1 protein-coding gene is annotated in these 325 nt (G+C 65.5%); it reads left to right on the top strand.

What is annotated here, in order from left to right:
- A partial coding sequence (locus ACVA58_RS27870; RefSeq protein WP_446513492.1) for an ABC transporter permease occupies positions 1–325 on the top strand: 325 nt, incomplete at both ends.

The raw sequence follows: 325 nt of genomic DNA, 5'->3' as shown, positions 1-325 counted from the left end.
CATCTGACATGGACGCTGCCCTTCGGCCTGCTCATCATGTTCGCCGTCTTCAACCGCTTCAACCCCGCCTACGAGGAAGCCGCGCGCGACCTGGGGGCCACGCCGTGGCAGACCTTCCGCCACGTGGTGTTGCCGTTGATCGCGCCATCGCTCATCGGCGTGGGCACGTTCGGCTTCACGCTCAGCTGGGATGAAATCGCACGCACCTCGCAGGCCATTGGCGATGTCAACACGCTGCCGCTCGAACTGCAGGGGCTGACCACCACCGTCACCACGCCGGCCATCTACGCGCTGGGCACGCTCACCACCGTGGTGTCGTTCGTAG

This window comes from Photobacterium sp. DNB22_13_2, assembly GCF_052873915.1.
Note: the sequence above shows the minus strand (reverse complement) of the source record. Positions and strands in the feature narration are given on the sequence as shown.